This window comes from Nocardiopsis tropica (assembly GCF_042660575.1).
Lineage (GTDB): Bacteria > Actinomycetota > Actinomycetes > Streptosporangiales > Streptosporangiaceae > Nocardiopsis > Nocardiopsis tropica.
Map to the genome: position 1 here is coordinate 17,449 of NZ_JBHSUF010000031.1, position 21,690 is coordinate 39,138.

Consider the following 21,690-nt stretch of genomic DNA (forward strand, 5'->3'; position numbering starts at 1 on the left):
CCGCCCTCCGGCGGCCGACCGCGGGCGGGGCGCGTCCCGCCCGTTCCGACCGCCGCGCGCCGCACCGGGTTCTGGCACCCTGGAGGAGCGACCGATCCGGAACCGAGGGGGCGACGTGGGCGGCTACGACGGGGCGACGGTGCTGTTCGACCTGGACGGCGTGCTGGTGGACTCCATGGAGAGCGTCCGCGCCGGCCTCACGGCGTGGGCCGCCGAACGCGGCCTCGACGTGGACGAGGTCCTGGAGCACAGCCACGGGCGCACCGACATCGGACTGGCGCGCCTGGTCGCCCCGCACCTGGACCCGGTCGAGGAGGCCCGGCGGATCGAGGCCCACGAGGCCGCCGCGGGCGACGGGGTCCGGGCCCTGCCCGCGGCCCTGGGCCTGCTCACCGAACTCGACGCCCGCGGGCGCCCCTGGGCGGTCGTCACGTCCGGGGGCGACAGGATCGCCCGCTCCCGCCTCGGGACGGCCGGATTGCCGTTCCCCCGGGTGCTGGTGACCGCCGACGACGTCACCGAGGGCAAGCCCGACCCCGAGCCGTACCTGCTGGGCGCCGAGCGCATGGGGGTCTCCCCGCAGAGGTGCGTGGTGGTGGAGGACTCCCCCAACGGGGCGAGCGCCGGGATCGCCGCCGGGATGCCCGTGCTCGCGGTGGCGACCACGAGCCCTCCGTCGGAGCTCGCGCACGCGACCACGGTGGTGGCGGACCTCGCGGCCGTCGCCCGGCTGCTGCTCTGACGGTGCGGCGCGGGTCCGACCGGTCGGGCGCCCGTGCGGCGGGCCCCGCGGGGGTGCGCACCGGCGGACCCTGTATCCATGGACCGGACGGACCCGTACCGGTTCGGGGGTGCCGTACCCCCTTGTCCTCCGAGGAGAGCCCATGCCCACCACCCTCGTCATCGACCGCGCCCGCGCCGAGGACGTGGCGGCGATCGTCGCCCTGCTCGCCGACGACGTGCTCGGCGCGCGACGCGAGGACCCGGACGACCACGCCTCCTACCTCGCGGCGTTCGAGGCGATCGACGCCGACCCCCGGCACGTCCTCGCCGTGGCGCGCCGCGACGGGAGGGTGGTCGCGACCCTGCAGCTGACGATCCTTCCCGGTCTCTCCCACCGCGGCGCGACACGCGCACAGGTGGAGGGGGTCCGCGTGCACGCGGACGAGCGGGGCAGCGGTGTGGGCTCGGAGATGATGGCCTGGGCCGAGGCGGAGGCGCGCGGACGCGGGGCGAAGGTGCTCCAGCTGACCTCGGACTCCACGCGCGGTGACGCGCACCGCTTCTACGCCGGTCTCGGGTACGCCGCCTCCCACGTCGGCTTCAAGAAGCGGCTCGCCTGACCCGTGCCGCCGGCGCGGCCCGTGACCGGTTCAGTCCGGCGGTGGCCGCGCCCGCCCCGCGCGGGCCCGCCGCGGGTCGACGAAACCGGGGCGGCAGCGGCCGGGGCGCGCCCCGGCCCGCGCGGACCGGCCCCTCCGGGCTCAGCCCTCGCGGCGGGCGAGGAAGAGCCTGGACGTGTAGGGGATCAGCACCTCCCCCTCCGGGAAGTGCTCGGCGACGAGCGCGGCGAGGGCGTCGCGGGTGCGCCGCTCCCCGATGTTGCGGACCACCGCGGCCACCTTGCTGGAGGACAGGGCCGTGCCGACGAACCCCTCGGGGTCGAGGACGCGCGTCCAGGAGGCGCTGCTCTCCACCGCGTCGGCCAGGCCGTCGGCGGCGTTCATCTCGCCCGCGGTGTCGTAGGCCCGGTAGTCGCGGCGGTGGTCGTCCCCGTACTCCTCCAGGAGGCCCTCGTAGGCGTCCACGAACGCGCCGGCGGTCCAGTCGCGGTCGTTGTTGAGGACCGCGACGGTCCCGCCGGGCGCGAGCAGCCGCGCGGCCTCGGCGTAGAACGCGGGCCGGTCGAACCAGTGCACGGCCTGCGCCGCGAGCACGAGGACGGCCGAGGAGTCCGGGAAGGGGACCTCCTCGGCCCTGCCCTCGACGAACTCGACCCCCTCGGGGGCGCCCGCCTCGGCCGTGCGCCGCATGGCCCGGCCGGGTTCGACCCCGACGATCCGGGGCGCGGGACCGAACACGCGGCGCAGGGCCAGTGTGGAGATCCCGGTCCCCGCGCCCACGTCGAGCATCAGCCACGGCGCGGGCCAGGACCCCCGCTCCCCGGCGCGGACGTGCCCGTCGAGCCGTTCGAGGAGCACCGCGGGGTAGTCGGGGCGGTAGCGGCGGTAGTCGTCGGTGAGCTGGTCGAACGCCTGGGTCCTGTCGGCCACGGGGGTCCTCTCCGTCATGGGCTTCCTGTGCGGAACCTACCGGACACACACCGTGGCGGCCCCGGCGGACGTTCCGCCGCGGCCGGGACCACGCGGGCGAGGACGGGGCTCCGGGGGTCTCAGGACCCGGACGCGGCCCGGCGGTAGGACGACGGGCTCGCACCCGTGTGGTTCTTGAAGGCCGCGCTGAAGGCGAACGCGCTCCCGTACCCGACACGGGCGGCCACCGCCTCCAGGCCCAGCTCGGGCCGGGCCGTGAGCAGGTCCCCCGCGACGGTGAGCCGCCAGGTGCGCAGGTAGGTCATGGGCGGGGTCCCCACCGCCTTCTGGAACCTGGCCGCGAGGGTCGCGCGGGAGACCGCGCACTCCCCCGCCAGGGTGTCCAGGGTCCAGGGGTCGGCGACGCGTTCGTGCAGCGCCTCCAGCGCCCGGGCGACGACGGGGTCGTGCTGGGCGCTCAGCCAGTTCGGCGCGCTGTCCGGGTTGTCCTCCAGCCAGGCCCGTACCGCCATGACCAGCAAGCAGTCGAGGAGCCGGTCGTTGAGGCTCGCCTGGGCGACCCGGCCGGTGGTGATCTCGCGGGCCAGCAGGTCCACCAGCGCGGGGTCGACCCGCCCCGCGGGGAGGAGCGCCAGCGGCGGCAGCGCGGCCAGCGCCAGCCGCCCGACCTCGCTGTCGTCCTCGTACGCCCCGACCACCATCGTGTCCGCGCCGCCGGGGTCGTTGCCCCAGGTCCCGACGCCGTGGCTCATGGCCAGGCGGACCTCCTGCCCGTCCCCGGCGACACAGCGCTGCCCCGGGAGGACGGTGATGGACGGGGCGCGACCGCTCCGATCCGCGACCGTGTAGGGGGCGGGTCCTCGCACGAGCACGACGTCTCCGGGCCCGGCCTCGGCCTCGGTCCCGGGCCTGCCCACCCAGGCGCGCCCCGAGGTGACCACCACCAGGGCCAGGGCGGCGCCGTCCCGCACGTCGATCGCCCACGGCGGGCTCATCACCGCGCGCAGCGTGAAGGCGCCGCGCGCGCGGGGGCCGTCCAGGAGGTGCACGAGGGGGTCCATACCGGCATCCTAGTCCCACGGATTGCAGTTTCTGGACGTTCTCTTATGAAAACCAGCAGAACCATCATGTTCCATCCGAGTTTGCCGTGGTGGACTGGGGCCATGAACACGAACGACACCGTCCTCGTCACCGGCGGCACCGGCATGACCGGCCGCCGCGTCACCTCCCTCCTCCGCCGCCTCGGCGCACACGTCCGGGTCGGTTCCCGCGCGGGCGCCCCCGCCTTCGACTGGCACGACGCCGCCACCTGGGACGCCGTCCTCGACGACGTCACGTCCGTCTACCTGTGCTTCCACCCCGACCTCGCCTTCCCGGGGGCGGAGCGGGCCGTCTCCGCGTTCGCCGCCCGCGCGGCGGAGCGGGGAGCGCGACGCATGGTCCTGCTCTCCGGCCGCGGGGAGGAGGGGGCCCGGGCCGCGGAGGAGGCCGTCCGCCGGGTGTTCCCCGGGCTGACGGTGCTGCGCTGCTCGGTGTTCGCCCAGGACTTCTCCGAGAGCTTCCTGCTGGGGTCGGTCATGGACGGTACCGTGGCGCTGCCCGTCCCCGACGTGCCCGAGCCCTTCGTCGACCTCGACGACGTCGCGGAGGTCGCGGTGCGGGCGCTGGTCTCGGACGGCCACGCGGGGGTGCTGTACGAGCTGACCGGCCCGGAGGCCGTCACGTTCACCGAGGCCGCCCGGATCGTGGGCGGGGCCTCCGGACGCCCCGTCGCCTACCTCGAGGTCACGGAGGAGGAGTTCGTCGCCGGAGCCGTCGGGGCCGGGGTACCCGTCGAGGTGGCACGGGGCCTGGCGGCCCTCTTCGGGGAGATCCTGGACGGCCGCAACTCCACCCCGGCGGACGGCGTGGAGCGGGCGCTGGGCCGACCGGCCACGGGGTTCGACGCATACGCCCGCCGTGCCGCGCGCGCCGGGGCGTGGAGCGGGTGACGCTGGCACCCGCCCGCGGACACGGGACGTCCCTCCGGGCCCCGGGCGCGGCCCGGCGTCGTCCGCCCCCCGTTCACAGGGCGATGAGGCCCGCCCGGGTGGGGGCGAACCCGCACGCCCGGAGGTAGAAGGGCTCCAGGTGCGGCTCGAAGTCCACGTGCAGCCACCGGCACCCGGCCTCCCGGGCCCGCTCGGTGGCGAGGCGCACCAGCCCGGCGCCGATCCCGGCGCGTCGCAGGCGCGGGTCGGTCACGGTGTCCAGGACGAACGCGTGGACGCCCCCGTCCCAGACCACGTTGACGAAGCCGACGAGCTCGTCCCCCCGGCGGGCGCACACCCAGCCAAGGCTGTGGTCGTTGACGCGCCCCCACACGTCCGCCGCGTCCCCGGGCGCGTACCCGAACCCTCGGGCGTGGAGGGCGTCGACCTCGGCGTTGTCGAAGGCTCCGCGCCAGATGTGCTCCACGGTCATCCGCGTGATCCTAGCGGAGGGGCGTCGCGCCGCAGGGGGCGGGAAACCCCTGGGAGGCGTGCGGCGACTAGCGTGGACACGCCCGTCCCGCCCACCAGGAAGCCGCCGCGTGTCCACGTCAGAGAAGTTCCAGAGTGTGTTCGTGGCGATGGCCGCGCTGGGCGGGCTGGGCCTGGGCCTGCTGCTGCCGGTCGGCGGGGCGGCCGGGCACCTCGTGCTGCCCGCCCTGATGCTGATGCTGACGGCGGTGTTCGTGCAGGTCGACGCCGGCCAGGTGCGGGAGGCGCACTCCGCGCGCTCCGCCGTCGCCGCCGGCCTCGTGCTCAACTTCGTGTTCACGCCGCTGCTCGCGGGCGCCCTGGGCGCCGGGCTGCTCGGCGACTCGCCCGACCTGCGGATCGGCCTCCTCCTGCTGCTGGTCACCCCGTGCACGGACTGGTACCTGGTGTTCACCGGCCTGGCCCGGGGCCACATGGGCATGGCCGCGGCGGTGCTGCCGGTGAACCTGGTCCTCCAACTCCTGCTGCTGCCCGTGTACGTGCTGCTCCTCGGCGGCGACGCGGCGATGGTGGACACGGGGACCCTGGTGGAGGCGGTCCTGCTGGTCCTGGTGGTCCCCCTGGTCCTGGCGGTGGCCGCCCGGTGGGCGGCCCGCAGGTGGAGGGGCGCCGCCTGGCGGGACGGCGTCATGGCGCCCCGGGCCTCCCGCGCGGTGCTCCCGCTGCTGTACGCGGCGGTGCTCGCCATGTTCGCCTGGCAGGCGCGTACGGTCGCCTCCCACCTGGGCGACCTGGCGGGCCTGGTCCCTCCCCTGGTCCTGTTCTTCGTCGTCGCGCCGTCGGCGGCCCTGCTCGCGTCGCGCCTGCTGCGCCTTCCCCCCGACCAGCGGGTCACGCTGGTCATGACGACCGCGGCGCGCAACTCGCCGATCGCGCTGGCGATCGCCGTGGCGGCCTTCCCCGACCGGCCGCTCGTCGCGGTGGCGCTGGTGGCCGGCCCGCTCCTGGAACTGCCGGTGCTGGCCCTGCTCTCCCAGCTCGTGCGGGTGCGCCCGCGAGCCGACGCGCCCGGAACCTGAGCCCCGGGCCGTCTCCCCGCCCCGGCCGCCCCGTCCTCGCAGGTGAACGGGGCGCGCACCGGCCGACACCCCGGAACGGGGCACGCCCGCGCCCAGGAACCGACCCGCGTTGGCTACGCAAAGTTAACCAAGGCGTCGCAAAGCATGACAGAGCGTGATCGAATGTCAGGTAAATCTTAAGTTTCCCCCGCGTGACTTGGCCCCCGAACACACCTCGGCGAAAGTTCCTGTGACCCGCCACACAGGACCCTGAAGGAGAGGCCATGCCGAGTTTCGGACGCGCCGCCACAGCAGGGCAGGGCGCCGACAAGGCACCGGCCCCGCCCAAGAAGCCCATCTACCGCCACCTCTACTTCTGGGTGCTCGTCGGCATCGCCCTCGGCATCGCCGTCGGCCTGCTCTTCCCGGCCCAGGGCGCCGAGATGCGCTGGCTCGCGGACCTGTTCATCAAGCTCGTCAAGGTCGTCATCGCGCCGACGATCTTCTGTACCGTCGTGGTCGGCATCGCCAGCCTCGGCAACCTCGCCAAGGCCGGCGGGCTCGCCCTGCGCACGCTCGTGTACTTCACCGCGCTGACCGTGATCGCCCTCGCCATCGGCCTGGTCACCGTCAACATCATGCGTCCGGGCGCCGGCCTGAACATGTCGTTCGACGAGGCCGACGCGGCCGACACCATCGCCGCCGCGGAGGGCGCCGAGGGCGGCATCTCCGGCTTCATCCTGCACATGGTGCCCGAATCCTTCTTCGGGGCCTTCGTCGACGGCCAGCTCATCCAGGTCCTCGTCCTGGCCGTGCTGGTCGCCTGCGCCCTCACCATGCTGGGCAAGCGCGGCCAGACCGCGGTCCGCGCCCTGGACACGATGTCGCACGTCATGTTCGGCGTCATCAAGATCGTCATGTACACCGCGCCGCTCGGCGCGTTCGGCGGCATGGCCTTCACGATCGGCGAGTACGGCGGCCAGGTGCTCGGCAGCCTCGCCTACTTCATGATCAGCTTCTACATCACCTGTGTGCTGTTCATCGTGGTGGTCCTCGGGATCGTCAGCCGCCTGGCCGGGTTCAGCCTGTTCAAGGTGCTGCGCCTCATCCGCGACGAGCTGCTGATCGTGCTGGGCACCTCCTCCAGCGAGTCGGTCCTGCCGCGCATGCTGGTCAAGCTGGAGGCCGCGGGCGTCAAGAAGTCCGTGGTCGGCCTGACCATCCCGACCGGGTACTCGTTCAACCTGGACGGCACCGCGATCTACATGACCATGGGCGCCATCTTCATCGCCCAGGCGACCGGTTCCGACATCTCCGTGTGGACGCAGATCGGCCTCCTGCTGTTCATGCTGCTCTCCAGCAAGGGCGCTGCGGGCGTCAGCGGCGCCGGCCTGGTCACCCTGGCCGCCTCGCTGGCCGCCTTCGGCGACGTCATCCCGCTCGCGGGCATCGCGCTCATCGTCGGCATCGACCGCTTCATGTCCGAGGCCCGCTCGCTGACCAACCTGATCGGCAACGCCGTCGGCACCCTGGTCATCGCCCGCTGGACCGGCGGCCTGGACCGCGACCGCCTGCGGGAGGTCCTGGACAGGCCGAACACCATCGACATGGACGCCCTGATGAGCTACGACGCCGAGGAGGGGGCCGCGGCCCGCGCCCGGGAGGACGGCTCCACGGCGACCGGGTCCGCCGACGCCGAGGGGGCCGACGCGGCGCCCGCCGCCGAGGCGACCGCCACGGCCGGGGCGGCCGTGGGCGGCGAGGGCGGGGACCGCACCCCCGCGGAGGTCAAGGGCGGCTAGCCACAGGGCGGGCCGGCCCTCCCGGGACCGCAACCGGCCCGCCGCGGTGTCGCGGCGCCTCCCGAGCCCTCGCTCCGACACCGTTTCCCACCGCCCCGGGCGGGACCCCGTGACCGCACGGGTCCGCCCGGGGCGGACCCGTGTCCGGACCGGGGGCGAGCCGCTGCGCCCGCCCCCGGTCCGGCGCGTCCGCGCACCGGCCCGGGGCGGCCTGCCGCCCCTCAGGGCCGGGACCGTCCACCGGGAGGGCGGCCGGCGCACGGGGAATCGGCGCCGACCGGTGCGAACGGCCCCGGAAGCGGGTAACGCGCAACCGTGGGTCCCGACCCGCGACCGCCCCCTACCCCCCGGGAGTCCCCGTGAAGCTGTACGCCGACCACCCCGTGCGCGCGTTCGTCCAGATCGCCTCCGACGTGCTCGTCCTGGCCTGGGTCTACGTCTGGGTCCGCGCGGCGCTGTCGCTGCGCGAGACCGTCCTGGCCCTGGACCGTCCCGGCGAACTGCTGGAGGACACCGGCCGGGGGTTCACCGAGCACATGGCCGGCGCCGCCGAGCAGGCCCGGAGGGTGCCCGTCGCCGGGGAGGCGCTCGCCGCCCCGTTCACCGGCATGAGCGGGACCGGGGAGTCCCTGGCCTCCGCGGGCGACTCCTTCCGGGAGTCGGTGGCGTCGCTGGCGCTGACCCTTCCGCTGCTCACCGTCTCGCTCCCCCTGCTGCTGGTCGCGGCGACGTGGCTGCCCGCCCGGGTCCGCTGGGTGCGCCAGGCCGGCGCCACCCGGCGGCTGCGCGGACTCGCCCCTGAGGCCCGCTCTCGGCTCCTGGCCCTGCGCGCTCTGGCGTCGGTGGCGCCGTCGAGGCTCGTCGGCGTGCACGAGGACCCGGCGGGCGCGTGGCACGCCGACGACCGGAGGGCCGTCGACGCGCTGGCCGGCCTGGAGCTGCGGCGTCTGGGGCTGCGCGGGTTCTGACCCGCCCGCCCCGGCCCCGGCCGCGTGCCACGGCGGCCCGGGCGGGCCGGGCGGACGCCGGCGCCCGTGCCTACGCTGGGGACGCCACCGACCCACCGGGAGCCGACATGCGCCTCTCCGCCCTTCTGGACCCCGACTCCGTCCCCCTGGACTCCGACGCCACCGTGTCCGTCCTGCTCGACATCACCGCGCCCGGGCGCGCGGAGGACCCCGACACGGCGTGCGCCCCCGTCGCCCGGGAGGCCGGGTACCCCCCGGCCGGGACCGCCCGGGCCGTGTCCCTGCGCGTACCGGTCGGCCCCCGCCTGAGCGGCGCCCGGGTCGTCGGGGGGACTCCGTCCCGCCGGTTGCCCGACGGGTCGCTCGTGGTCGAGCTCGGCGACTTCCGCTCCGGGGAGGGCCGGCGCCTCCTCCTGCGCCTGGAGGTCCCCGGCCTGTCCTGCCCGGGACCCGCCACCGTCACCGCCCTCGAAGCCGCCTACGTGGACCCGGCGACCCTCGCCGCGCACACCGCGGTCCTGCCGGTCACCGTCGACGTGGTGCCCGGTGGACGGGCGTCCTCGCGGGCGAACCGGTCCGACAGCACCCGCGAGCGGGGACGCGACGGCGCGCCCCCGCGCGAGGGCGTCATCCGCGGTGAGCAGACCGACCGCGGCCGCCCCACGCCGGACCGGGCGCCCCCGGCTCCGGGCGGGGGCGGCAGGCGCGGGCCCGGGACGCCACGGGACCCCGGGCCTCCCCCGAACCGCTGACCCCGCCGGCCCCGGAACGGCCGGCGGACTACGGGACCTGGTAGGAGGAGTCCCTGACGTCGGTGATCGCCATGTGGCCGGGAGCGTGTCCGATCGCGAACTCGGGCGCGGACGCGGTCACCGCGGCCTGCGGGGTCACCCCGCAGGCCCAGAAGACGGGGATCTCGCCCGGGCGCACCTCGACCGCGTCGCCGTAGTCGGGCCTGTCCAGGTCCGTGATCCCCAGCGCCGCCGGGTCGCCGACGTGCACAGGCGCACCGTGCACCGCCGGGTACCGCGAGGTGATGCGGACCGCGTCGGCGACCTGGTGGGCGGGGATCGGCCGCATGGAGACGACGAGCGGGCCCCGGAAGCGACCGGCCGGGCGGCACTCCCGGTTGGTCGCGTACATGGCCACGTTGCTGCCCGCCTCGATGTGGCGGACCGGGACCCCGGCCTCCAGGAGCGGCGTCTCGAACGTGAAGCTGCACCCGATGAGGAAGGCGACGAGGTCGTCCCGCCACAGGTCGGTGACGTCGGTGCGCTCCTCCACCAGCGCGCCGTCGCGGTACACGCGGTAGGCGGGCAGGTCGGTGCGCAGGTCGCCGTCGAACACCGACGCGTCCACCTGCCCCGGCTCCGTGACGTCCAGGATCGGGCAGGACTTCGGGTTGCGCTGCGCGAACAGCAGGAAGTCGAACGCGTCCTCGCGCGGCAGCGCGATGAGGTTGGCCTGCGCGTACCCCGGGCTGTACCCGGAGGTGGGCGCCTTCAGCCCGCCCCTGAAGAGGGCGCGCGCCCGGCTCGGTGAGAGTTCCGCCGGTGGGGTCATGGTGTCTCCTGCCTCTCGTTCTGGCCTGTGGGAGTACCGCGGTCCCGGACCCGCCTCACAGGGCGAACCGGATCCGGCTTCCGGGGCGGGCCTGCGCGGCCTTGGGCAGGTCCGCCGTGCGCACGACGGCCACCACCGGGTAGCCGCCCGTGACGGGGTGGTCGGCGAGGAACAGCACCGGCTCCCCGCCGGGCGGTACCTGGAGGGAGCCCACGACCATGCCCTCGCTCGGGAGCTCGCCGGAGCGCGAGGGCGCGCGTTCGAGGACGGGGCCGGACAGCCGGGCCCCCACCCGGTCGCTGCGGGAGGTCACCTCGTACTCGCCGGAGAGGAGCGTGGCGATCGCGTCGTCGGTGAACCAGTCCTCGCGGGGGCCCAGGTCGACCCGGAGGGTCGCCTCGGGCCCGCCGACGGGTGCGACGGCCGCGTGGTCGACGCGGGGGAAGCCGGGGGGGGCCGGTCCCACCGGCAGCACCGCGCCCGGCGCGGGCGCCTCCGGTCCGAGCCCGGCGAGCACGTCGGTGCTGCGCGAGCCGAGGACCGGCGGGACGTCCACGCCGCCGCGCACGGCCAGGTAGGTGCGCAGGCCCCGGGAGGGCATGCCCATGGTGAGCTCCGCGCCGTCGGGCAGGTGCAGGACCGTGTTCGCGGCGGCGCCGCGCCCGTCCACCGACAGCGGCGCCTCGGCGCCCGTGACGGCGACCGTCACCGCTCCCCGGGCCCGCACGCGCAGCCCGCCCAGGGTCGCCTCCAGCGCCGCGGCGCCCTCCGGGTTGGCGAGCAGCCTGTTGGCGAGGGCGTAGGAGGCCGCGTCGGCGGCGCCGGAGCGGCCCACGCCCAGGTCGGCGTGGCCGAACCGGCCCGTGTCCTGCACCGTGGTCAGGGGCCCGGTGGCGATGATCTCCAGAGCGCTCATGACGCCGTCGCCCCCGTCCGCGCGTCCGCGCCGGCGTCCGGGGATCCCGCGTCCGTGAAGCGCACGCGGACCCCGGGCCGGAGCAGGCCGGGCGGTTCGCGGTCCAGGTCCCAGACCCTGGCCCCGGTCCTGCCGAGCAGCTGCCAGCCCCCCGGGGAGCTCCGCGGGTACACCCCGGTGAACTCGCCGGCGAGCGCGACCGAGCCGGCCGGGACCCGGGTGCGGGCCTCGCTCCTGCGGGGGACGTGGAGGCGCGGGTCGTCGCAGACCATGTAGCCGAACCCCGGCGCGAAACCGCAGAAGGCGACGGTCCATGTGGCCGCGGTGTGCGCCCTGACCACGCCGTCCCGGGTGAGCCCGGTCAGCTCGGCGACGTCGTCGAGGTCCTCGCCGTCGTAGACGACGGGGATGGTGACCGCGTCACCGGCCGCCCGCTCCGCCCCCGGCGCCGGGGACAGCGCGCGGACCGCCGAGGCGATCCCCTCCGGAGGTGTGCCGGGTTCGATCCGCAGCAGCACGGTGCGGGCGGCCGGGACGACGTCGGTGACGCCGGGGACGGGGTGCGCCTCGAGCGCGGAGCGCAGGGCCATCACCTCGGCCAGGTCCCCGACCTCCACGAGCACCCCGCTGTCGGCACACTTCAGGACACGCAACAAGACTCCTCAACCTGGTGGTGGCGGACCTGCCGGCGGCAGCAGGCCGTCTTCGCGCGAAGAGGTGCGCACGCCCCCGCGTGCGCACCTCCCCGGGCGGGAACGGTCACGCGTCCTCCGGGGCGGCCGGGGCCTCCCGGGTGAACGGCGCGACGGCGACCCCGGCGGAGCGGAGCCGGTCCGCGACGGCGCGGGCGATCTCCACCGCGCCGGGGCTGTCGCCGTGCACGCACAGGGAGTCGGCGGCGATCACGATCTCCGTCCCGTCGATCGCCTCGACCGGCAGGCCGCGGGCGATCCGCAGGCAGCGCTCGGCGATCGCGGCGGGGTCGTGGAGCACGGCTCCGGGTTCGCGGCGGGACACCAGGACGCCCTCGGGGGTGTACGCGCGGTCGGCGAAGGCCTCCCGGTAGGTGCGCAGCCCGGCCTCCTCCGCCAGGGCGAGGAAGCGGGACCCGGGCAGGCCGAGCACGGGCAGGCCGGGGTCGAAGGCGCGGACGGCCTCGACGACGGCGGCGGCCTGCTGCTCGTGGTGCACGATCGTGTTGTAGAGGGCGCCGTGCGGTTTGACGTAGCGGATGCGGTCGTCGGCCAGCCGGGTGAACGCCGCCAGGGCGCCCAGCTGGTAGACGACGTCGTTGGTGAGGTCGGCGGGCGGGACGTCGACGAAGCGGCGGCCGAACCCGGCGAGGTCCCGGTAGCCGACGTGCGCGCCGACGGCCACGCTCCGCTCCTTGGCGTCGGCCGTGGTGCGGCGCAGCACGCTCGGGTCCCCGGCGTGAAAGCCGCAGGCGACGTTGGCGCTGGTCACGACGGACAGCAGGGCCCGGTCGTCACCGAGCTCCCAGCGGCCGAAGCTCTCGCCGAGGTCGGAGTTGAGGTCGATGCGCAACGTCGGTGCTCCTCGTTCTTCTTCGTGCCTGCCGGGGCGTCCGGACCGCGCGCGCCTCCGCGCCCGCGGCGCCCGCCGCCCCTCGGCACTGCCGTACTGTGCGGGCCCCTCACGGGGCTCCTACCCCGTCCGGTCCGCGAGTCCCGGACCTGACGGCGCAGGGGGGGTGGAACGGGGGGCGCGGCGGGCCCTCGCCGCGCCGCGCCCCCCGGGTCTCTACTGCCAGAGGGCGGCGATGCCGCCCAGGGAGTTGACGGCCATGTACACGGTGAGCAGCCAGGCGGCCGCGCCGATCGCGATCAGCCAGCGCGGGTAGCGGTAACCGCCCAGGAGGTCGTGGGAGCGGCGGGCCGCGACCCACAGCATGATGCCGAGGCCGACCGGGAGGATGACGCCGTTGAGCGCGCCGGCGAGGATCAGCAGCGTGTTCGGGGCCTGGCCCGACAGCAGGAAGATCGCCAGCGAGATGCCGATGAACACCGTGACCAGGACACCGCGGCGCTTCTGCAGCCAGGGGTGGAAGGTCGTCACGAAGGAGATCGAGGTGTAGGAGGCGCCGATGACGGAGCTGACCGCGGCGGCCCACATGATCATGCCGAACAGGCGCATGCCGGCCTCGCCCGCGGCCTGGTAGAAGGCCTCGGCCGAGGGGTTGGGGGCCTCCATGATGGCGGCGCCGCCGCTGACGACGCCGAGGATGGCGAGGAAGAGCAGGACCCGCATGACGCCGGTGACGATGATGCCGGTGACGGAGGTCTTGGTGATGGCGCCGGCGTTCTCCTGGCCGCCCTGGCCCGCCTCGACGAGGCGGTGGACGCCCGCGTAGGTGATGTAGCCGCCGACGGTGCCGCCGATGATGGTGACGGCGGCGAGGAAGACGTCCGTGCCGAGCTGGTCCGGCATGACGGACTGGCGCAGGGCCTCGCCGACCGGGGGCCGGGAGACGATCGCGACGTACAGGGTCAGGGCGATCATCCCGACGCCGAGGACGATCAGGATGCGGTCGAGGGCGACGCCCAGCTTCTTCACGCCGAGGATGACGACGGCCAGGAGCGCGGAGAGGACGGCGCCGATCCTCGGGTCGAACCCGAGCATGGCGTCCAGGCCGAGGCCCGTGCCCGCGAGGTTGCCGACGTTGAAGATCAGGCCGCCGAAGACGATCAGGGCGGCCAGGAGGTAGCCCGCGCCGGGCAGCACCTTGTTGGCCAGGTCCTGCGCGCGCATGTCGGCGACGCCGATGACCCTCCAGATGTTCAGCTGGACGGCGATGTCGACGAGGATCGACAGGAGGATCGCGAACGCGAAGGTCGCGCCGAGCTGCGCGGTGAAGGTCGTGGTCTGGGTGATGAAACCGGGACCGATGGCGCTGGTGGCCATGAGGAACATCGCACCGAGCAGGGTGCTGCTCACCGTGATCCGCCCGAGCCGGGGGCGCACCTTGGGGGGCGCGGGGGGCGTGTCGCCCATGGGACTCTCCAGGGAGTGCGAGAAGCGTGCCGTGGCGCGATGATCGACCACGCCGTCGTTGGATTGTTGAACAATACTTCAATCCTACGAGACGAGTAAAGGTGGCGTAAGCAAAAATCCCAGGTCACTGCTGTTACAGAGGACCACACTCAGCCCTCTACGCCCCAGGGGTGTTCCACAAGCCCGCCAGTAATAGGTCCATTCATCCGACGAACGGATGCCTTGGAAGACCCGCCTCCCCGGAGGACCGGCGGGTCGGTCACAATGGAGTAACCGAACGCACCCCCGAGGAGCACATGTGACGGCCACGGACGCCCACACCGACCGGACCCCCGGCCGCAGGCGCCCCCTGCCACCGCTGCCCACCCAGGCCGAGCGTGTCGCCGAACTGCTCCGCGAGTCCCTCATCGACGGCGCCTACCCCCCGCGGCAGCGCCTCTCCGAGGAGAGGCTGTGCGAGGAGCTCGGCGTCTCCCGCAACACCCTCCGCGAGGCCTTCCGGCTGCTGGTCCGCGAGCGCCTGCTCGTGCACCAGATGCACCGGGGAGTGTTCGTCGCCCACCCCACCAGCGAAGACGTCCGCGACCTGTTCAGGACGCGCCGCGTCCTCGAACTCCCCGCACTGCGGGGCGCGGTACGCCCCGGGGAGGAGGCCGTGCGCGCGGTCGGCTCCGCCGTGGACGAGGGCGAGGCCGCCCGCGACCGGGAGCGGTGGAAGGAGATGGGCACCGCCAACATGCGCTTCCACCAGGCCCTGGCCGGGCTCGCAGGGAGCGCCCGGGTCAACGAGTTCATGAGCCAGGTGCTCGCCGAGACCCGCCTCGTCTTCCACGTCATGGACGCCCCCCGCGAGTTCCACGCCCCCTACCTGGACTGGAACCGGCGCATCCACACCCTGCTGGCCGCGGGGGACGTGACGGGGGCCGCCGACGAGCTGGCCGCCTACCTCGACACCTCCGAGCACCAGCTCGTCACGGCCTTCACCGCCCGGGAGCGGGACGCCTGAACCACGCCCCGGTGCCGCCCGCCCCCGGCGCCTCCGGGGGCGGGGATCCGAGTCCCCCCGGACAGCCTCGGACCGCCGCCGACTTGGGATGAATTGTCCACAGGTCTCGGGAAAACCGCGTGACGGAGGTCCCGAAGTGCCAGAATGAGGACCCGATGGAACTGAACGGACGCCCCGTCGGCACCGGGGAAATCGCGGGCCTCGCCCTGTACGGGTACGGCCACTTCACGACCATGCTCGTCACCGACCTGCGGGTGCGCGGCCTCGACCTGCACATGGAGCGGCTGACCCGGGACTGCCGGACCCTGTTCGGCACCGAGCTGGACGTCCTCCGGGTCCGCGAACTGGCCCGGAGGTCGGCACGCGCGCACCCGTCGCCCTCCGTGGTACGGGTGACGGTGTTCGACCCCGGCATGGACCTCGCCCGCCCGGCCTCGCGGCGGCCTCCGCAGATCCTGGTCACCACCCGGCCGGCCCCGGCCCCGGACGGGCCCCCGGCGCCGCTCCGCCTGGGCACCCGGCTGTTCGCCCGGGACACCCCCCGGGTCAAGGGCACCGGGATGTTCGGGGCGATCCGCCAGCGGCGCTCGGCCCAGCTGGACGGGTTCGACGACGCCCTCTTCACCGGGGTCGACGGGCGCGTGTCGGAGGGCCCCACCTGGAACATCGCGTTCCTGGACGGCGGCGGCGTGGTGTGGCCCCAGGCCCCCTGCCTGCCCGGGGTGACGGCCCGCCTGGTGGACCGCGCCGCCGACTCCCTGCGGATCCCCGTGTCCACCCGGCCCGTCGCCGGGGCCGCGAGCACCCGCGTGTCGGGGGCCTTCGTCACCAACGCCGCCACGGGCGTGCGGCCGGTCACCTCCATCGACGGGGTCCACCTGCCGCAGTCGGCCCTGATCCGCAGACTGGCCGACGCCTACCGCGCCATCCCCGGCGACGCCCTCTAGCCGTCGGGGACCGAGGGGCGCGCGGCCCCTCCCCCGCGGTCCTGCGCTGCGGGCGAGGCCGGGCTCCGACACCGGCCAGGGGTACAGGACCGTCCGGGCCGGGGTCCCCCACGCCCGGCCGGCACCGGTCCCGGCCGGCCACGAACCGGCGGGGACCTCCGGCGGCCGTCCGCCCCCACCGGTCTCCGGGCCCCGGGGAGCCCCGGGGCCCGGAGACCGCGGACCCTATCCCCGCCGGTCCGCCGGGGCGGTCCCGGCGGCCACGGCCGGCCTGCCGGCCCGCCCCGGCCACCACACACGCGGTCCCACGTCCAGGGACAGCGCGGGCACCAGCAGGGTGCGGACGATCAGGGCGTCCACGAGCACGCCGAACGCCACCAGGAACGCGAGCTGGAGCAGGAACAGCAGCGGGATCACCGCCAGCGCCGCGAAGGTCACGGCCAGGACCACCCCGGCCGACGTGATCACGCCCCCCGTGACGGTGAGCGCCCTCAGCACGCCCTCCCGGTGCCCGTGGACCAGGGTCTCCTCCCTGGCCCGGGACATCAGGAAGATGCTGTAGTCGATGCCCAGCGCGACGAGGAACACGAACGCGAACAGCGGGACCACCGGGTCCGCTCCGGGCAGGCCGAGCAGGTGCTCGAAGACCAGCGTGCCCACGCCGAGCGCGGCGGCGAAGGACAGCACGTTGGCCGCCATCAGCAGCAGCGGAGCCACCAGGGAGCGCAGCAGCGGGATCAGGACGAGGAAGACCACGACCAGGACGAGGGGGACGACCACGGCGAAGTCGCGCTGGGCGGTCTCCAGGGTGTCCAGGTCGGTGGCGGTCACACCGCCGACCAGGGTGTCGGCGCCCTCGACCCCCCGCAGGGCGTCGCGGAGGCCGCCGACGGCGGAGACCGCCTCGGACGACTCCGGGGGAACGGAGAGGGTCACCTCGACCAGGACGCGCCCGTCCTCCACCAGCGGCGGGGCGTCGGCCCCGGGCGGTCCGGGCTCGGTCACCGCGACCGCCTCCTCCACCTCGGGGAGGTCCTCCGCGGCGGCGACGACCTCGTCGAGCCGGTCGGCGTCGGCGACCACGAGGGCGGGGGCCGCCCCACTGGTGGGACCGAAGCCCCGGGTGAGCTCCTCCTGGGCCTCGACCGCCTCGACCTGCGTGCGGAACACCTCGGACTGGCCGGTTCCCCCGGCGTCGAACTGGGGGGCGAACACGGCCGCCGCCGCCAGCAGGACGGTGGTACCGATCCAGTAGGCGCGGGGACGGCGCGAGACCGTTCCGGCGATCCGGCCCCAGAAGCGGTGCCTCGCGATGACCGCGTCGAGGCCCTCCTCCCCCGGCCCGTCCCCGGCCGCCGCGCCGTCACCGGGCCGGCGCGGGGCGGACGGCCAGAAGACCGCCCTTCCGCAGAGGGCGAGCACGGCGGGCAGGAAGGTCATGGCGGAGAACAGGGCCGCGGCGACGCCGATGGCCACGACCGGTCCCAGGCTGCGGGTGGACGCCAGGTCGGCCGCAAGCAGGCAGAGCAGGCCGAGGATGACGGTCCCCCCGGAGGCCAGGACCGGCCCGGTCACTCCGCGCACCGCGGCCAGGACGGCCTCGGGGACGCGTTCGCGCGTGGTGAGCTCCTCCCGGTAGCGGGCCACGAGGAGGAGCGCGTAGTCGGTGCACGCACCGACGACCAGGATGAACAGGATGCCCTGGCTCTGCCCGTTGAGGCTGACCAGCCCGGTGTCCGCGGCCAGGTAGACGAGCGCCCCGGACAGGCCGAGGGCCAGCAGGGAGGCGAGGACGACCAGGACCGGCAGCAGGGGCGACCGGTAGACGGCCACGAGGATGACCAGGACGGCGGAGACCGCCACGACGAGCAGGGTCGAGTCGATGCCGCCGAAGGCCGCGGTGAGGTCGGCCGCGTACCCGGCCGGGCCGGTGACCTGTGCCTGGAGCCCGGGGACCGGGTCGTCGGCGAGGAGCGCGCGGAGCTCGGCGACCGCGTCGCCGGTGTCGTGCCCCGGGTCGATCGCCACGGTGAACTGGGCGACGGAGGGGTCCTCCGTTCCGGGGAAGGGTCCGATCACCGGGCCGGCGGCCCAGGGTTCGCCGGCCACCCGCTCCCCGACCCCGGCGATGGCGGCCAGGTCGTCCTCGGCGATGTCACCGCCCCCCGAGTAGACGACCACCGCCGGGACGGCCTCCTCGCGGTCGAACCCCTCGGCGATCTCGGAGACCTCGGTGGACTCGGCGCCCACCGGCAGGAACGCCCCGGGGTCGTTGGTCTGCACCTCGCCGAGCCTGCCCAGGAACATGCCGAGGGGGCCTGCGCCGAACAGCCACACGAGGGTGATCAGCAGCGCCGCCCCCGCCCACCAGCGGGGGCGGCGGCGTGGCCGGCCGTTGTCCTTGCGCACGGGACGGGTCCTTCCGTTGCTCCGATGTTCGACTCGAAATTAGAGTATCTTGTTTTTCGAGTCAATTTTGCGCACAAGAGACACGGTGCCCGCCGCGAGGCGCCTCCCGCCCAGCACCGCCGGACCGGCCGACCGAGCAGCGGGTCAGCCGGTCCCGGCCTTCTCCGTCCGGGCCACCGCCTCCGCACGGGCGGCGATGTTGGCGGCCATCGACCCGAACACGATCCCGTGGAACGGTGTTACGGCCTTCCAGTACAGGTGGCCGAGGAGTCCCCGGGGGTGGAAGAGCGCCCTCTGGTGGTAGACCGTGCGCCCCTCCACCCGCCCGACCCCCATCTCCAGCCAGGCGGGGCCGGGGAGCCGCATCTCCGCCCTCAGGCGCAGCAGGGACCCCGGCACGACCTCCTCGACCCTCCAGAAGTCCAGTGGGTCGCCCACCCTCAGCCGGGAGGGGTCGCGCCTCCCCCGCCGGGGGCCCACCCCGCCCACGGCCAGGTCGATCCACCCCCGCGCCGCCCAGGCCAGGGGCCACGAGTACCAGCCGTTCTCGCCGCCGATCCCCTCGATCACCCGCCACACGTCCCCGGTCCCGGCGTCGACGTACCGTGCCCGGACGTCGGTGTAGAGGCTGCCCCCGGCCCAGTCCGGGTCCGTCGGCAGCGGGTCGGACGGGGCGCTCGGCCAGGCCGCCGACGACCACCGCGTGTCCACCCGGGACTCGTCCACCCTCCTCAGCGCGAGCCGCACGGCCTCGTCGAAGCCGATCCGGTGGTGGTCGTCCAGGTACTCCGACAGGTCGTCCTCCCCCGCGACGGCGTCGTGGCGCAGGGAGTCCACCAGCGGACGGGCGATCACGGGCGGCACGGGCGTGATCAGGCCGACCCACAGGCTGGACAGGCCCGGGGAGAGCACGGGCACGGGGATGATCACCCGTGCGGCGATGCCGGCGACCCCCGCGAAGCGCTGGATCATCCCCGCGTAGGTCAGGACCTCCGGGCCCCCGATGTCGAAGGTGCGGTCGACGCCCTCCGGCAGCTCCGCCGACTCCACGAGCAGCCTCAGCACGTCCCTCACGGCGATCGGCTGCACCCGGCTGCGCACCCACCGGGGCGTCGTCATGACCGGAAGGCGCTCGGTGAGGTGGCGCAGCATCTCGAAGGAGGCCGAACCCGAGCCGATGATCACCGCCGCGCGGAGCACCGCGGCGGGCACCGGCGACTCCAGGAAGACGTCGCCCACCTCCGTGCGCGAGGCCATGTGCGCGGACAGGTCCCCCTCCTCGGGAACGAGCCCGCCCAGGTAGACCAGCCGCCGCACGCCGGCCCGCTCGGCCGCCCGGGCGAAGTTGCGGGCGCCCTCCGCGTCGGCGCTCCCGAAGTCGCGCCCTCCCCCCATCGAGTGGACCAGGTAGTAGGCCGTGTCGATGCCCTCCAGCGCCCCCTCCAGGCCGTCGCCGGAGACGACGTCCCCCCGCAGGACCTCGACCCCGCTCCGCCAGTCGACGTCGCGGAGCTTGCCCGGGGTGCGCACGAGGCAGCGGACGGCGTGCCCCGCCTCGAGCAGTTCGGGCACGAGCCGCCCGCCGATGTACCCGGTCGCGCCCGTGACCAGGGTCCGGTGGGAGGGCGTCATCCGGTCGCCCCGAGCGTCCCGCGGTCGCGGCGGCGGCGCTCGCGCCGTTCCTCGCGGAGCCTGCGGTACGGGTTGTCACCGGGCAGGTGGCCGCCGACACGGCCGTACATGCCGAAGGTCATCACCATGAGGCCGACCACGAGGCTGAAGATGACGTTGGGCATCGAGAACGCCAGGATGTTGGGCCCCGCGCTCATGAGGTACAGGTTGACCAGTCCGCTGGCCACGAACCCGACCCCCACCACCGTGCAGACGGTCGAGGCGAAGGAGCCGCCCAGGACGGCGGCGCCCAGCAGCAGAGAGCCGATCGCGATCGAGAGGAAGCTGAGCGCGCCGTTGGTCGACAGGCCCGCGATCACCTCGCCCCGGGTGTCGAACAGCGGAAGCCTGACCATCAGGCCCGCGATCCCGAAGCCGACGAGCACGAGGCCCGTGAGCCCGGCCCCGACCCTGTAGACCGCGCTGAGACGGCGGTCCGCGGGACGTGTCGTGTCCAGATCCATGGTGCTGCCCCTTTCGGTGTCCTCCCAGCTAGAGTCATGTGTGAGTGGCGCACACCACAAGTCGCGTCGCTTTCGCAACGCTTGGGGCGCCATGTCCGACGCACTCACTCCCGGGGCGACCGCCCGCCTTCTCGGGGTCGCCCCCTCCACCCTGCGCAGCTGGGACCGCAGGTACGGGATCGGCCCCCGTGAGCGCAGTCCGGGCGGCCACCGGCGCTACGCCCCCGCCGACGTCGCCCGGCTCCGGGAGCTGTGCCGCCTGGTCGGCGAGGGACTCCCCCCGGCCTCGGCCGCACGCCTGGCGCTCGCCCCGGCCCCTCCCGTGCCCGCACCGCGGAGCGCCGCGCACCCGCGCGCCGGCCGGGAGGGGGACGCAGGAGCGGGCTCCGCCGTCCCGGGGGACCGCCCGGCCTGGCGCCCGGGAGGGGACACCCTTCCGCTCGGCCGCGCCGGTCCCACCCTCCAGGGGATCGCCCGCGCCGCGATGCGCCTCGACGCCGACCTGGTCGAGGCCCTCCTGGAGGAGGCACTGGAGCGGCACGGCGTGGTGGCGGCCTGGGAGGAGCTCGCCATGCCCCTGCTGTACGGGATGGGCCGCAAGTGGGAGGACACCCTCCGCTACGTGGAGGTCGAGCACCTGCTCTCGTGGTGCGTGTCCTCCGCCCTGCGCCGCGTCCCGCCTCCCCGGGGGCGGGACCGCGGGGACGGGGAGGCGGGGGCCGCGGCGCGCGTCCGGCCGACCGTACTCGCCTGCGGGCCGCACGAGATGCACTGCCTCCCGGTGGAGGCGCTGGCCGCCGCGCTCCGGGAGCGGGGCACGCCCCACCGGATGCTCGGCCCGTGCACCCCGGTGGAGGCGACCGTGCGGGCGGTGCGCCGCACCGGGCCCCGGGCCGTCGTGCTGTGGTGCCGCGGGGGCGGGACGGCCGACGCCGTCGCGCTCCGGAGCACGCTGCGGGCGGCATCGGCGACCACGCAGTCCACGGCCGTGTACACGGCTGGGCCGGGGTGGCGCTCCGTGGACGCGGGCCCGGCACCGGCCGACGGCCACCTCGGTTCCCTGGCCGACGCCGTGCGGGTGCTCGCCCCGGGCGGGCCCCCGCCCGCGCCCGGCCCCCGGGGACCGTGACGCCGCCGGG

At 75.1% G+C, this 21,690-nt stretch carries 21 protein-coding genes; 10 read left to right on the forward strand and 11 right to left on the reverse strand.

The window, feature by feature from the left end; translation table 11 throughout:
* Positions 1-115: 115 nt before the first annotated feature.
* The gene (locus tag ACFQBR_RS31910) at positions 116-742 is read left to right on the forward strand and encodes an HAD-IA family hydrolase (RefSeq protein ID WP_344183985.1); all 627 of its coding nucleotides are present in this window, start codon (positions 116-118) and stop codon (positions 740-742) included.
* Positions 743-884: 142 nt separating this feature from the next.
* Positions 885-1,343, forward strand: coding sequence for a GNAT family N-acetyltransferase (locus tag ACFQBR_RS31915; RefSeq protein ID WP_344183984.1), 459 nt, complete (start codon positions 885-887; stop codon positions 1,341-1,343).
* Between the two features lie 141 nt (positions 1,344-1,484).
* On the opposite strand, the gene ACFQBR_RS31920 is transcribed toward ACFQBR_RS31915, so the two are convergent.
* Both ACFQBR_RS31920 and ACFQBR_RS31925 read right to left on the reverse strand, forming a co-directional pair.
* The gene (locus ACFQBR_RS31920) at positions 1,485-2,273 is read right to left on the reverse strand and encodes a class I SAM-dependent methyltransferase (protein ID WP_344183988.1); all 789 of its coding nucleotides are present in this window, start codon (positions 2,271-2,273) and stop codon (positions 1,485-1,487) included.
* Positions 2,274-2,392: 119 nt separating this feature from the next.
* Positions 2,393-3,334 carry an AraC family transcriptional regulator gene (locus tag ACFQBR_RS31925; protein ID WP_267948483.1) on the reverse strand — a complete coding sequence of 314 codons (942 nt, stop codon included), beginning with the start codon at positions 3,332-3,334 and terminating at the stop codon, positions 2,393-2,395.
* Between the two features lie 102 nt (positions 3,335-3,436).
* Here ACFQBR_RS31925 and ACFQBR_RS31930 point away from each other — a divergent pair, with 102 nt between their 5' ends.
* Complete coding sequence (locus tag ACFQBR_RS31930; protein WP_344183983.1) at positions 3,437-4,264, forward strand: Rossmann-fold NAD(P)-binding domain-containing protein; 828 nt, start codon at positions 3,437-3,439, stop codon at positions 4,262-4,264.
* A 73-nt stretch (positions 4,265-4,337) separates the two neighbouring features.
* Here the strand turns inward: ACFQBR_RS31930 and ACFQBR_RS31935 are convergent, their stop codons facing one another.
* Positions 4,338-4,736 (reverse strand): GNAT family N-acetyltransferase, encoded by a 399-nt coding sequence (locus tag ACFQBR_RS31935; protein ID WP_344183982.1) that lies wholly within the window; start codon positions 4,734-4,736, stop codon positions 4,338-4,340.
* Between the two features lie 109 nt (positions 4,737-4,845).
* On the opposite strand from ACFQBR_RS31935, the gene ACFQBR_RS31940 reads away from it, so the two are divergent.
* The 4 genes from ACFQBR_RS31940 to ACFQBR_RS31955 all read left to right on the forward strand — a co-directional run bounded on the left by ACFQBR_RS31940 (position 4,846) and on the right by ACFQBR_RS31955 (position 9,315).
* Positions 4,846-5,814, forward strand: a complete 969-nt coding sequence (locus tag ACFQBR_RS31940) for an arsenic resistance protein (protein WP_344183981.1) — start codon at positions 4,846-4,848, stop codon at positions 5,812-5,814.
* A gap of 263 nt (positions 5,815-6,077) precedes the next feature.
* The gene (gene dctA / locus ACFQBR_RS31945) at positions 6,078-7,595 is read left to right on the forward strand and encodes a C4-dicarboxylate transporter DctA (protein WP_352986051.1); all 1,518 of its coding nucleotides are present in this window, start codon (positions 6,078-6,080) and stop codon (positions 7,593-7,595) included.
* A gap of 359 nt (positions 7,596-7,954) precedes the next feature.
* Positions 7,955-8,563, forward strand: a complete 609-nt coding sequence (locus ACFQBR_RS31950) for a hypothetical protein (RefSeq protein WP_267948478.1) — start codon at positions 7,955-7,957, stop codon at positions 8,561-8,563.
* A gap of 107 nt (positions 8,564-8,670) precedes the next feature.
* Positions 8,671-9,315: a hypothetical protein gene (locus ACFQBR_RS31955; protein WP_344183979.1), complete on the forward strand. Its 645-nt coding sequence runs from the start codon at positions 8,671-8,673 to the stop codon at positions 9,313-9,315.
* A gap of 28 nt (positions 9,316-9,343) precedes the next feature.
* On the opposite strand, the gene ACFQBR_RS31960 is transcribed toward ACFQBR_RS31955, so the two are convergent.
* The 5 genes from ACFQBR_RS31960 to ACFQBR_RS31980 form a co-directional block, all read right to left on the reverse strand.
* Positions 9,344-10,126 (reverse strand): putative hydro-lyase, encoded by a 783-nt coding sequence (locus ACFQBR_RS31960; RefSeq protein ID WP_344183978.1) that lies wholly within the window; start codon positions 10,124-10,126, stop codon positions 9,344-9,346.
* A gap of 55 nt (positions 10,127-10,181) precedes the next feature.
* Positions 10,182-11,042, reverse strand: coding sequence for a 5-oxoprolinase subunit C family protein (locus ACFQBR_RS31965; RefSeq protein ID WP_344183977.1), 861 nt, complete (start codon positions 11,040-11,042; stop codon positions 10,182-10,184).
* Complete coding sequence (locus tag ACFQBR_RS31970; RefSeq protein WP_267948474.1) at positions 11,039-11,695, reverse strand: 5-oxoprolinase subunit B family protein; 657 nt, start codon at positions 11,693-11,695, stop codon at positions 11,039-11,041. The genes ACFQBR_RS31965 and ACFQBR_RS31970 overlap by 4 nt, the downstream gene beginning before the upstream one ends.
* A 106-nt stretch (positions 11,696-11,801) precedes the next feature.
* Positions 11,802-12,587, reverse strand: a complete 786-nt coding sequence (locus tag ACFQBR_RS31975; RefSeq protein WP_344183976.1) for a LamB/YcsF family protein — start codon at positions 12,585-12,587, stop codon at positions 11,802-11,804.
* A gap of 216 nt (positions 12,588-12,803) precedes the next feature.
* Positions 12,804-14,054 carry an NRAMP family divalent metal transporter gene (locus ACFQBR_RS31980; protein ID WP_344183975.1) on the reverse strand — a complete coding sequence of 417 codons (1,251 nt, stop codon included), beginning with the start codon at positions 14,052-14,054 and terminating at the stop codon, positions 12,804-12,806.
* A 298-nt stretch (positions 14,055-14,352) separates the two neighbouring features.
* On the opposite strand from ACFQBR_RS31980, the gene ACFQBR_RS31985 reads away from it, so the two are divergent.
* A complete protein-coding gene (locus ACFQBR_RS31985) occupies positions 14,353-15,060 on the forward strand; it encodes a GntR family transcriptional regulator (protein WP_267948471.1) in 708 nt (235 codons plus the stop codon).
* Between the two features lie 155 nt (positions 15,061-15,215).
* Positions 15,216-16,007, forward strand: coding sequence for an aminotransferase class IV family protein (locus ACFQBR_RS31990; protein ID WP_344183974.1), 792 nt, complete (start codon positions 15,216-15,218; stop codon positions 16,005-16,007).
* A gap of 225 nt (positions 16,008-16,232) precedes the next feature.
* Here ACFQBR_RS31990 and ACFQBR_RS31995 read toward each other — a convergent pair whose 3' ends face one another.
* The 3 genes from ACFQBR_RS31995 to ACFQBR_RS32005 all read right to left on the reverse strand — a co-directional run bounded on the left by ACFQBR_RS31995 (position 16,233) and on the right by ACFQBR_RS32005 (position 20,551).
* Positions 16,233-18,416 (reverse strand): MMPL family transporter, encoded by a 2,184-nt coding sequence (locus ACFQBR_RS31995; RefSeq protein WP_378554944.1) that lies wholly within the window; start codon positions 18,414-18,416, stop codon positions 16,233-16,235.
* Positions 18,417-18,560: 144 nt separating this feature from the next.
* A complete protein-coding gene (locus ACFQBR_RS32000; protein WP_344183972.1) occupies positions 18,561-20,048 on the reverse strand; it encodes an SDR family oxidoreductase in 1,488 nt (495 codons plus the stop codon).
* Positions 20,045-20,551 (reverse strand): DUF4383 domain-containing protein, encoded by a 507-nt coding sequence (locus ACFQBR_RS32005; protein WP_344183971.1) that lies wholly within the window; start codon positions 20,549-20,551, stop codon positions 20,045-20,047. Before ACFQBR_RS32005 ends, ACFQBR_RS32000 begins: the two co-directional genes overlap by 4 nt.
* Positions 20,552-20,642: 91 nt before the next feature.
* Between ACFQBR_RS32005 and ACFQBR_RS32010 the strand changes: the two genes are divergently transcribed.
* The gene (locus ACFQBR_RS32010; protein WP_344183970.1) at positions 20,643-21,680 is read left to right on the forward strand and encodes a MerR family transcriptional regulator; all 1,038 of its coding nucleotides are present in this window, start codon (positions 20,643-20,645) and stop codon (positions 21,678-21,680) included.
* The last annotated feature ends 10 nt before the right edge of the window (positions 21,681-21,690 follow it).

Coding starts and splice junctions, on each gene's coding strand:
- ACFQBR_RS31915 (WP_344183984.1), top strand. CDS start 885: ATGCCCACCACCCTCGTCATCGACCGCGCCCGCGCCGAGGACGTGGCG.
- ACFQBR_RS31925 (WP_267948483.1), bottom strand. CDS start 3,334: ATGGACCCCCTCGTGCACCTCCTGGACGGCCCCCGCGCGCGCGGCGCC.
- ACFQBR_RS31930 (WP_344183983.1), top strand. CDS start 3,437: ATGAACACGAACGACACCGTCCTCGTCACCGGCGGCACCGGCATGACC.
- ACFQBR_RS31935 (WP_344183982.1), bottom strand. CDS start 4,736: ATGACCGTGGAGCACATCTGGCGCGGAGCCTTCGACAACGCCGAGGTC.
- dctA (WP_352986051.1), top strand. CDS start 6,078: ATGCCGAGTTTCGGACGCGCCGCCACAGCAGGGCAGGGCGCCGACAAG.
- ACFQBR_RS31955 (WP_344183979.1), top strand. CDS start 8,671: ATGCGCCTCTCCGCCCTTCTGGACCCCGACTCCGTCCCCCTGGACTCC.
- ACFQBR_RS31960 (WP_344183978.1), bottom strand. CDS start 10,126: ATGACCCCACCGGCGGAACTCTCACCGAGCCGGGCGCGCGCCCTCTTC.
- ACFQBR_RS31965 (WP_344183977.1), bottom strand. CDS start 11,042: ATGAGCGCTCTGGAGATCATCGCCACCGGGCCCCTGACCACGGTGCAG.
- ACFQBR_RS31980 (WP_344183975.1), bottom strand. CDS start 14,054: ATGGGCGACACGCCCCCCGCGCCCCCCAAGGTGCGCCCCCGGCTCGGG.
- ACFQBR_RS31990 (WP_344183974.1), top strand. CDS start 15,216: ATGGAACTGAACGGACGCCCCGTCGGCACCGGGGAAATCGCGGGCCTC.
- ACFQBR_RS32000 (WP_344183972.1), bottom strand. CDS start 20,048: ATGACGCCCTCCCACCGGACCCTGGTCACGGGCGCGACCGGGTACATC.
- ACFQBR_RS32005 (WP_344183971.1), bottom strand. CDS start 20,551: ATGGATCTGGACACGACACGTCCCGCGGACCGCCGTCTCAGCGCGGTC.
- ACFQBR_RS32010 (WP_344183970.1), top strand. CDS start 20,643: ATGTCCGACGCACTCACTCCCGGGGCGACCGCCCGCCTTCTCGGGGTC.